This is a genomic window from Porticoccus sp. (genome assembly GCF_041592135.1).
In the GTDB taxonomy this organism is placed as follows: Bacteria; Pseudomonadota; Gammaproteobacteria; order Pseudomonadales; family Porticoccaceae; genus Porticoccus.
The window spans coordinates 1-8,820 of the sequence record NZ_JBFHQR010000103.1 but is presented as its reverse complement, the minus strand read 5'-3'; the positions used below and the strand labels follow the sequence as shown (position 1 = coordinate 8,820).

The window sequence follows — 8,820 nt, the reverse complement described above, 5'->3', positions numbered from 1 at the left end:
CAGGCGACCGTGGCCGATTTCGCGCCGACCGGTGGCACCCATGCGACCACACTCACCCACGGAATAGGGGGGGAAGTTGTAGTGCAGCATGAAGGGGTCTTCGCGACGACCTTCCAGGGCGTCGATCATCTGGGCGTCGCGCATGGAACCGAGGGTCGCTGCGACCAGCGCCTGGGTTTCACCACGGGTAAACAGCGCGGTGCCATGGGCGCGGGCGAGAACGCCCACTTCGACATCAATGGCGCGCACGGTCTTGCCATCGCGGCCGTCGATACGGGGCTCACCGCGGATGATGCGGCCGCGCACAATTTTCTTCTCGAGCTTCTTGAACGCATTGCGCACGTCATCTTCACTGGCGCCAGTGGCGTCACCGGCCAGGGCGGCGATGGCTTCACTGCGCAGACTGTCGAGCTGAGCAACGCGTTGCTGCTTGTCGGTAGTCCGGTAAGCGGCATCCAGCGCCTCGCCCACTTTCGCTTTCAGGGCATCGGCCAACACCTCGTTGGTGGCGACAGCCGGCAATTCCCAGCGTGGCTTGCCCACTTCACGGGCCAGCTCGTCAATCACCTGGATCACGGCCTGCATTTCCTGGTGACCGAACAGCACCGCACCGAGCATGATGTCTTCGGGCAGTTCGCGGGCTTCAGATTCCACCATCAACACGGCGTCGCGGGTACCGGCCACCACCATGTCCAGCTCGGACTCGGCCAGCTCGGAATAGGTTGGGTTCAACAGGTAGCCCTGGTCGCGGCTATAACCGACGCGAGCACCACCGATGGGGCCGTTGAAGGGAATGCCGGAAATGGCCAGTGCCGCCGAGGTGCCGATCATGGCGACGATATCGGGGTCGACATTTTTCTCGGCGGACATGACGGTACAGATAACCTGAACTTCGTTCTTGTAGCCATCGGGAAACAGCGGACGGATCGGCCGGTCGATCAGGCGGGAAGTCAGGGTTTCTTTTTCACTGGGACGGGCTTCGCGCTTGAAAAAACCACCGGGGATCTTGCCGGCTGCATAGGCTTTTTCCTGATAGTGCACGCTGAGGGGGAAGAAATCCTGGCCCTCTTTGGCAGTTTTGGCGCCGACCACAGTACAAAGTACCGCCGTCTTATCCATGGTACACATCACCGCACCGGTGGCCTGGCGCGCAACGCGGCCAGTTTCCAATGTCACGGTGTGGTTACCGTACTGAAACGTTTTAATTACGGGATTCACAATTATCACCTATTTCCTTACGCGTGAACGGCTCCCGAGGGAGCCGTCAGCAATTCGATTAACGACGCAGTCCGAGCTTTCCAATTAGCTGTGTGTAACGGGTTGCGTTCTTACCTTTGAGGTAGTCCAGCAGTTTACGACGCTGGTTTACCATGCGGATCAAACCACGACGAGAGTGGTGATCCTTTTTGTGGCCACTGAAGTGACCTTGCAGTTTGTTAATGTTGGCAGTCAGCAGTGCCACCTGTACTTCCGGCGAACCGGTATCGCCCTCGGACTGGGCGTGCTCTTTAACGATGGCGTCTTTTTCAGCTGCAGTTAACATGGTTTTTTCTCCAATATGCGGGTTTGAGTTCAGGGTACCCGCGCATATTTACAGGTACCCTAGGTATGGGCGGATGCAGCAACCCGCTACACCCCGCCCGCTGATTGTCCCTTGAGGGACAAATTCTTTGTCACAGCCCACCGGGGCGCGACCTTACAATACCACCAGACGTTTCGGCGCCACGCGCCCGTCGTCGGTCACTTCGGCCACCCCCAGAAAGGCGAGTTCGGCCCCATCGGGCAGACCGCCCCGATTTTCAAAGACGCGCACTATATCGCCTTCTTCGCTCTGTTGATAGACCTGAGGGACCATCACCGGCTGTCCCTGGCGGAAATAATGGGCGCTGTCTTCCGACAATTCCACCGCCGCCAGCTGGGTGATTCCGGCGTCCATCGGCAGCAGTAGATCGTCCAGCGACTCGGGACTCTGTCCCTCACAGCGCGCCTGCAGTGCCGGCAGACTGAACGCTTGTTGATCGTCAAAAGGCCCCGCCGCCGAACGGTGCAACTTCGAGACATAGGCGCCGCACCCCAACTGTTTGCCGATGTCCTCGGCGAGGGTGCGCACGTAGGTGCCCTTGCTGCAATGAATCTCCACATCGGCTTCCGGAAACTCTCCGGAACGAAATGCACTGACCTCAAGGGAAAAAATAGTCACCGGGCGGGCTTCGCGCTCGATTTCCACCCCTTCGCGGGCCAGCTTGTACAACGGCTGCCCCTGGTGCTTGAGGGCCGAAAACATCGAGGGCACCTGGGCAATCTCGCCGCGAAACGCCGGCAGTACTTGCGCCAGCTGTTGTGCCGTCAACCCGGGCGCACCGTCCTCGCAGAGAATGTCGCCGTCCGCATCACCGCTGGCGGTGGCGATACCAAAGCGAAAGGTCGCCCGATAGCACTTGTCCGCATCCAGCAAAAACTGGGTGAATTTGGTGGCCTCCCCAAGACAGACCGGCAGCACGCCGGTGGCCAGCGGGTCGAGACTGCCGGTGTGACCCGCCTTGGCGGCACCGAACAGATGTCGTACTTTCTGCAGCGCGCTGTTGGAGGACAAACCCAGCGGCTTGTCCAACAGCAGGATGCCGTTGACCGCCCGGCCCTTGCGACGACGCCCCAAGATCAGTGCTCCTCGGAAGGGTCTGGATCTTGGTGCCGCTCTTTGTCACGGTGCACGGCATATTCGATCAGTGCCGACAGCTCCTGGCCGCGCTTGCCGCTGAGATCGTAGATAAAGCGCAGCCGCGGGGTGATGCGCAACTGCATGCGTTTGGCAATCTGCGAGCGCAGGAAACCGGCGGCACCATTGAGCAATTCGACGGCTTGCAAATTCTGTTCAGCGGTTTCCGCGCCCACCAGGTTGACGAACACCTTGGCGCTGGACAGATCGCGACAGACTTCCACCGCCGTGATGTTGACCAGCCCCAGGCGCGGATCGCGCACTTCGTCGCGAATCAGCTGCGCCAACTCGCGCTGCAGTGCATCGGCGACCCTGTCATTACGGGTAAATTCTCTAGGCATAAGTAATATCGTCGGCTGTCGCTATCATCACAGCTGTCGCGCCACTTCCTTGATGTCGAAGACCTCAATCTGGTCGCCGTTTTTAATGTCGTTGTAATCCTTCACCCCGATGCCGCATTCCACACCGTTGCGCACCTCGTTGACGTCATCCTTGAAGCGGCGCAGGGATTCCAGCTCGCCCTCATAGATCACCACGTTGTCACGCAATACCCGGATCGGCTTGTTGCGATAGACCGTGCCCTCGATAACCATACAACCGGCAATCGCACCGAATTTGGGGGAGCGGAACACGTCGCGCACTTCGGCGATACCGACAATTTCCTCGCGGCGCTCCGGCGCCAGCAATCCGCTGAGAGCCTGCTTGACGTCATCCAGCAGATGATAAATCACGCTGTAGTAGCGCAAGTCCACCTGCTCGTCTTCCGCCAGCTGGCGGGCGGCGCCATCGGCGCGGACGTTAAAGCCGATGACGGCGGCACCGGTGGTAATGGCCAGGTTGATATCGGACTCGTTGATACCACCGACACCGGAACCCACCAGGGTCACTTCCACTTCATCGGTACCGATATCGCTGATGGCGGACAAAATCGCTTCCAGGGAGCCGCGCACGTCGGCCTTGACCAGCACCGGCAGCACACCCTTCTCCTGACCTTCAAAGGTGGCAAACATATTTTCCAGCTTGGCCGCCTGTTGCCGAGAGACCTTCTCCTGACGCGCTTTTTCCTGGCGCATCTCGGCAATGCCGCGGGCCTTGCGCTCGTCTTCGACCACCAGGAACTCTTCGCCAGCAGCTGGCGGCACATCCAGGCCGAGAATTTCCACCGGAATGGAAGGGCCGGCCTCAGTGGTGGGGCGCCCAGCTTCATCGTTCATCGCACGAATCTTGCCGACACTTTCACCCGCCAGCACCAGGTCACCCTTGCGCAGGATACCAGCCTGAACCAGTGCAGTTGCCACCGCGCCACGACCTTTCTCCATACGCGATTCGACGATCACACCTTTGGCGGGGACATTGCGGGGAGCCTGCAATTCCAGCAGCTCCGCCTGCAATAACACGGCATCCAGCAGATCATCAACACCTTCACCGGTATGAGCGGACACTTTCACGAACTGCACATCACCGCCCCATTCCTCGGGAATCACATCCTTGGCGGCCAGCTCACTGGTCACCCGGTCGGGGTCGGCAGATTCCTTATCAATTTTGTTGATCGCCACTACGATCGGCACACCGGCGGCGCGGGCGTGCTGAATGGCTTCCTCGGTCTGGGGCATCACGCCGTCGTCGGCGGCCACCACCAGAATCACCACATCGGTACTCTGGGCGCCGCGGGCGCGCATCGCGGTAAACGCGGCGTGGCCGGGGGTATCCAGGAAAGTCACAGTGCCCTTCGGGGTATCCACATGGTAGGCGCCGATATGCTGGGTAATGCCACCGGCTTCCCCGGACGCTACCCGACTCTTGCGAATGTGGTCCAGCAGGGAGGTTTTGCCGTGGTCAACGTGACCCATGACCGTCACCACCGGCGCGCGGGGCTCAAGGTTCTCTTCCACCTCGCTTTGCAGCGCCTTGATCAGCTTCAGTTCGACTTCACGATCGGATACCGGCACCGGCTTGTGACCCAGCTCTTCCACCACCAGGATGGCTGTGTCCTGATCAATCGGCTGATTGATGGAGGCCATGGTGCCCAGCTTCATCAGCTCCTTGATGACCAGCGCTGCCTTGACGGACATGCGCTGGGCCAGCTCAGCGACAGAGATCTCTTCAGGCACTTCCACTTCGTGGATAATCTTGTCAGTGGGCTTTTTGAACTTGTGCCGGTTCTCGACCTTGATCGGCACGGGAATCCCGGAGCGCAGACGCGGTTTTTTATCATCAGAGACGTCTTCAACCTCTTCTACAACCGCCTTCAGCAAATCTTCCTTCTTGCGCTTGGGATCCTTGATGGCACCGCGCTTCTTGGCCTTTTTCGGCGCCGCCTCGGAGTCGTCGTCGGCGTCTTCTTCCTTAATATGCTTCTTGAGGTGCTTGTGAGTGTCCGCCGCCGGCTCGACCACGGCTGCTTCGACCACGGCTGCCGGCTTTTCTTCCGCCGCCTGCCCTACCTGTGCTGCTGCCTGAATCGCTGCTTGCTCGGCCTTCAGGCGCGCCTCTTCCTCCGCCTTGCGGCGCGCTTCAATGGCCGCCTGACGCTTCAGTTCCACATCGTCGACCATGGAACTTGCCGGCGCGTCCACAACAGATGACATTTCCTGCTGCTCGGCCTCTGAACCCTGTTCTGCCGCTTCATCGCTGCGCTTGACGTAAGTGCGCTTTTTGCGCACTTCGACATTGACTGTTTTGCGGCCAGCACCGGTTTTCAATGTGCTGACGGTCTTGCGTTGCAACGTAATTTTTTTCGGGTCGCGCGTCGGCTCGCCGTGCAGACCTTTCAGGTATGCCAACAGTTTCTGCTTTTCCTCATCGCTGACGCTCGCGTCAGCAGATTTATGGGACAGACCAGCTTCCTGCATTTGACTGAGCAGACGGTCGACGGATGCTCCGACAACCTTGGCAAGTTCGCTTACAGTGACTTCAGCCATCAGTTTTCCTCGATTTTCCGCCTTGTCGTTTAATTATCGCCCTGATCGGCGAACCAGGGTGCCCGCGCTGTCATGATCAACTCAGCAGCACGCGCTTCATCCATGTTTGCAATATCCAGCAAATCTTCCACGGCCTGTTCGGCCAGATCTTCCATGGTGACGATACCGTTGGCGGCCAGGGTATGGGCCAACTCTTCGTCCATGCCATCCATGGTCAACAAATCTTCGGCGGGTTCAGAGACACCCTCTTCAGAGGCCAGCGCCATGGTCAGCAGGGCATCTTTGGCACGCGCCCGCAGTTCCTCGGCGATATCTTCGTCAAACCCTTCAATGTTGGCCAGCTCCTCGAGGGGCACGTAGGCCACCTCTTCAACGGAGGTAAAGCCTTCCTCCACCAGCACCATGGCCACATCTTCGTCGATGTCGAGACGGTCCATAAAGGTGGTTACCAGTGAGCTGGATTCTTCCTCCTGCTTGCTGGCGGCTTCCTCAACGGTCATGACGTTGATTTTCCAGCCGGTCAACTCGGAAGCCAGGCGCACATTCTGGCCATTGCGACCAATGGCCATGGCCAGGGTATCTGCGGCTACTGCCACGTCCATGCAACGAGCGTCTTCATCAACAATGATGGACTCCACCTCGGCCGGGGCCATGGCATTGATCACCAGCTGCGCCGGATTGTCATCCCACAGCACGATATCGATGCGTTCCCCATCCAGCTCATTGGAGACCGCCTGCACGCGCGCGCCGCGCATACCGACACAGGCGCCAACCGGGTCGATGCGACCGTCGTTGGTTTTCACCGCAATCTTGGCGCGCGAGCCGGAATCCCGGGCGGCGCCGCGAATTTCGATCACTTCCTCAGCCACTTCCGGCACCTCAATGCGGAACAGCTCGATGAGCATTTCCTTGCACTTGCGGCTCAGATAGAGCTGCGGGCCGCGGCTTTCGGAATTGATGTCCTTGAGAATGGCACGCACCCGGTCGTTGATGCGAAACACTTCGCGCCCCACCAGTTCCTCGCGGGGCAGCACGGCTTCGGCATTGTTGCCCAGGTCGACAATAATATTTTCACGGGTCACTTTTTTGACAGTGCCACTGATCAGGTCACCCACATGGTCGCGGTACTGATCGACCACCAGTGCGCGCTCGGCATCGCGTACTTTTTGTACGATGACCTGCTTGGCGGTCTGGGCGGCGATGCGGCCGAAACCGATGTTTTCAACCGGCTCTTCGAAAACATCCCCCGCCTTCAGCTGGGGATCTTTTTCGTGGGCCTCTTCGAGGGTGAACTGGGTGCCCAACTCGGCCAGGACGTCGTCGCTCACCACATCCCACCAGCGGAACGTCTCGTAGTCCCCGGTGCTGCGGTTGATCGTCACGCGGATGTGAGCATCCTCGTCGTAGCGTTTTTTGGTCGCGGTGGCCAGGGCCTGTTCGATGGCCTGGAAAATCACGTCCTTGGAAACACCTTTTTCGTTGGAAACGGCTTCCGCCACCATCAAAATTTCTTTGTTCATTCAGTCAGCCTCGCAAACGCCCTTAAAAATGGGGAACGACATTCGCCTTTTCAATGCTATCCACAGGAAACAGATATTCATGATCTTCCACGATCAACACAATATCCTCGCCTTCAACACCATTCAGACGGCCCTTGAACTTCCGCCTGCCTTCGTAGGGGAAGCGCAACCTGACGGCCACCTCCTCCCCGACATACCGCTGGAACTGGTCGAGCGTATACAGCGGCCGCTCCAGTCCCGGCGAAGACACCTCCAGGGTATATTCACCACCGATAGGGTCTTCCACATCCATCAGGCTGCTTACCTGACGGCTGACCTTTTCACAGTCTTCAACCGTCACGCCTGTTTCATCGCGATCAATGTAAATCCGCAGCATGGCAGTACGGCCGGAGGACAGGTATTCCAGCCCCCAAAACTCACAACCCAGGGCCGCCACCACAGGGGCTATCATCGCCTTCAGGGTTTCCTCTTTTGTCGCCACTGCAACCTCTTGGTTTCACAATGAAAAAATGGGCACGCGGCCCACTTCTAAACTACTTTTTTGGCACCTAGCAAAAGGCCCCTAAGAAGGGGCCTTTCGACTGCGCCTTGTACTGGCGCAGGACATCAGTTGGCACTGACATCCGAATTGGTAGCGGGGGCAGGATTTGAACCTACGACCTTCGGGTTATGAGCCCGACGAGCTACCAGGCTGCTCCACCCCGCATCAAACTACTGCATTGGCCTTGCGACCGCGAAGACTGAGCATGTCTCCTGCACCCACCGGGTCATAACTTCCGGCTTCGCCCGAAACCGCCAAGTGGCTGCTTCAAGGGCGGTGAATTATAGGTACGCCCCCCCTTTCGGTCAAGGGCAATTAGCAGCTAAATTGTCTTTTATCTGACGATCCGGTTTAACCTGTTTGCCTCGCCCTGAAAAAACCGTCATATTCCCTTCATGAAGGCAGGATACATTCCGCCCATCGCAATCAGAGCAACCAAAACAACATGCCATTTCGATTACCCCGCCTGTCCTGGCCACGCCCCAAACCTATCCGCGCCAGAGCGATGCCCCAAATGTGCTTCTCCCTGGCCATGGGCAGCGTGATCCTGCTGGTACTGTTTGAGACGCAGGGAACCAGCGCCTACCCAACCGCAGCCCTCGACGAGCTCGCCCTGGACCGCTATCAACTGCACGGTGTCCCGACAGCGCTGGAGGGAATCGCCGACAACGCTTCCGGTTTAACCTACAACCCGGAGACCGACAGCCTGTTTGCCGTGACCAACAATCCGGAACAGCTGTTTGAGCTCAACCTGGCTGGACAGGTCCTGCGCAAAATTCCGCTGCACGGCTTTGAAGATACCGAGGATGTCACCTATGTGGGGAATGGCCAGCTCGCCATTCTGGAAGAGCGGCGGCGCACCATTGTGATGGTTGATATCCGGCCAGACACCATGAGCCTCACACTGGAAAACCAAAGGCAATTTCGCATGCCTGGGGATGATTCTGAAAACAACGGCTTCGAGGGATTGACCATCAACCCCGCAACAAAGCAGCTCTACATTGTGAACGAGAAGAATCCCCGCCAGCTGTGGCTGATTGATGGCTTTGCCGCCAACACCGGATCAATCTCCATCTCCAGCCCACTGGATCTTGAACAAAACTCCTATGGTAATAAGGACTT

The 8,820-nt window shown here is 58.5% G+C and carries 8 protein-coding genes and 1 tRNA gene; 1 reads left to right on the top strand and 8 read right to left on the bottom strand.

Going from position 1 to position 8,820, the window contains the following annotated elements; all coding sequences use genetic code 11:
• The 8 genes from pnp to ABY948_RS09350 form a co-directional block, all read right to left on the bottom strand.
• On the bottom strand, positions 1 to 1,218 hold a 1,218-nt coding region (pnp, locus tag ABY948_RS09385; RefSeq protein WP_461482271.1), incomplete at its 3' end, for a polyribonucleotide nucleotidyltransferase.
• Positions 1,219 to 1,276: 58 nt separating this feature from the next.
• Positions 1,277 to 1,543, bottom strand: a complete 267-nt coding sequence (rpsO, locus tag ABY948_RS09380; RefSeq protein WP_461482270.1) for a 30S ribosomal protein S15 — start codon at positions 1,541 to 1,543, stop codon at positions 1,277 to 1,279.
• A 153-nt stretch (positions 1,544 to 1,696) separates the two neighbouring features.
• Positions 1,697 to 2,656 (bottom strand): tRNA pseudouridine(55) synthase TruB, encoded by a 960-nt coding sequence (truB, locus tag ABY948_RS09375; protein ID WP_461482269.1) that lies wholly within the window; start codon positions 2,654 to 2,656, stop codon positions 1,697 to 1,699.
• Between the two features lie 2 nt (positions 2,657 to 2,658).
• Positions 2,659 to 3,057: a 30S ribosome-binding factor RbfA gene (gene rbfA / locus ABY948_RS09370; protein WP_461482268.1), complete on the bottom strand. Its 399-nt coding sequence runs from the start codon at positions 3,055 to 3,057 to the stop codon at positions 2,659 to 2,661.
• A gap of 27 nt (positions 3,058 to 3,084) precedes the next feature.
• The gene (gene infB / locus ABY948_RS09365) at positions 3,085 to 5,637 is read right to left on the bottom strand and encodes a translation initiation factor IF-2 (RefSeq protein ID WP_461482267.1); all 2,553 of its coding nucleotides are present in this window, start codon (positions 5,635 to 5,637) and stop codon (positions 3,085 to 3,087) included.
• Positions 5,638 to 5,666: 29 nt separating this feature from the next.
• A complete protein-coding gene (gene nusA / locus ABY948_RS09360) occupies positions 5,667 to 7,157 on the bottom strand; it encodes a transcription termination factor NusA (RefSeq protein ID WP_461482266.1) in 1,491 nt (496 codons plus the stop codon).
• A 22-nt stretch (positions 7,158 to 7,179) separates the two neighbouring features.
• Positions 7,180 to 7,638: a ribosome maturation factor RimP gene (gene rimP, locus ABY948_RS09355; protein WP_461482265.1), complete on the bottom strand. Its 459-nt coding sequence runs from the start codon at positions 7,636 to 7,638 to the stop codon at positions 7,180 to 7,182.
• Positions 7,639 to 7,786: 148 nt separating this feature from the next.
• A tRNA-Met gene (locus tag ABY948_RS09350) sits at positions 7,787 to 7,863 on the bottom strand.
• Positions 7,864 to 8,212: 349 nt separating this feature from the next.
• On the opposite strand from ABY948_RS09350, the gene ABY948_RS09345 reads away from it, so the two are divergent.
• The coding region (locus ABY948_RS09345) for an SdiA-regulated domain-containing protein (protein ID WP_461482264.1) at positions 8,213 to 8,820 on the top strand (608 nt) is incomplete at its 3' end.

Excerpts from the sequence above, each read along its gene's own strand:
- rbfA (WP_461482268.1), bottom strand. The coding sequence starts at position 3,057 with ATGCCTAGAGAATTTACCCGTAATGACAGGGTCGCCGATGCACTGCAG.
- infB (WP_461482267.1), bottom strand. The coding sequence starts at position 5,637 with ATGGCTGAAGTCACTGTAAGCGAACTTGCCAAGGTTGTCGGAGCATCC.
- nusA (WP_461482266.1), bottom strand. The coding sequence starts at position 7,157 with ATGAACAAAGAAATTTTGATGGTGGCGGAAGCCGTTTCCAACGAAAAA.
- rpsO (WP_461482270.1), bottom strand. The coding sequence starts at position 1,543 with ATGTTAACTGCAGCTGAAAAAGACGCCATCGTTAAAGAGCACGCCCAG.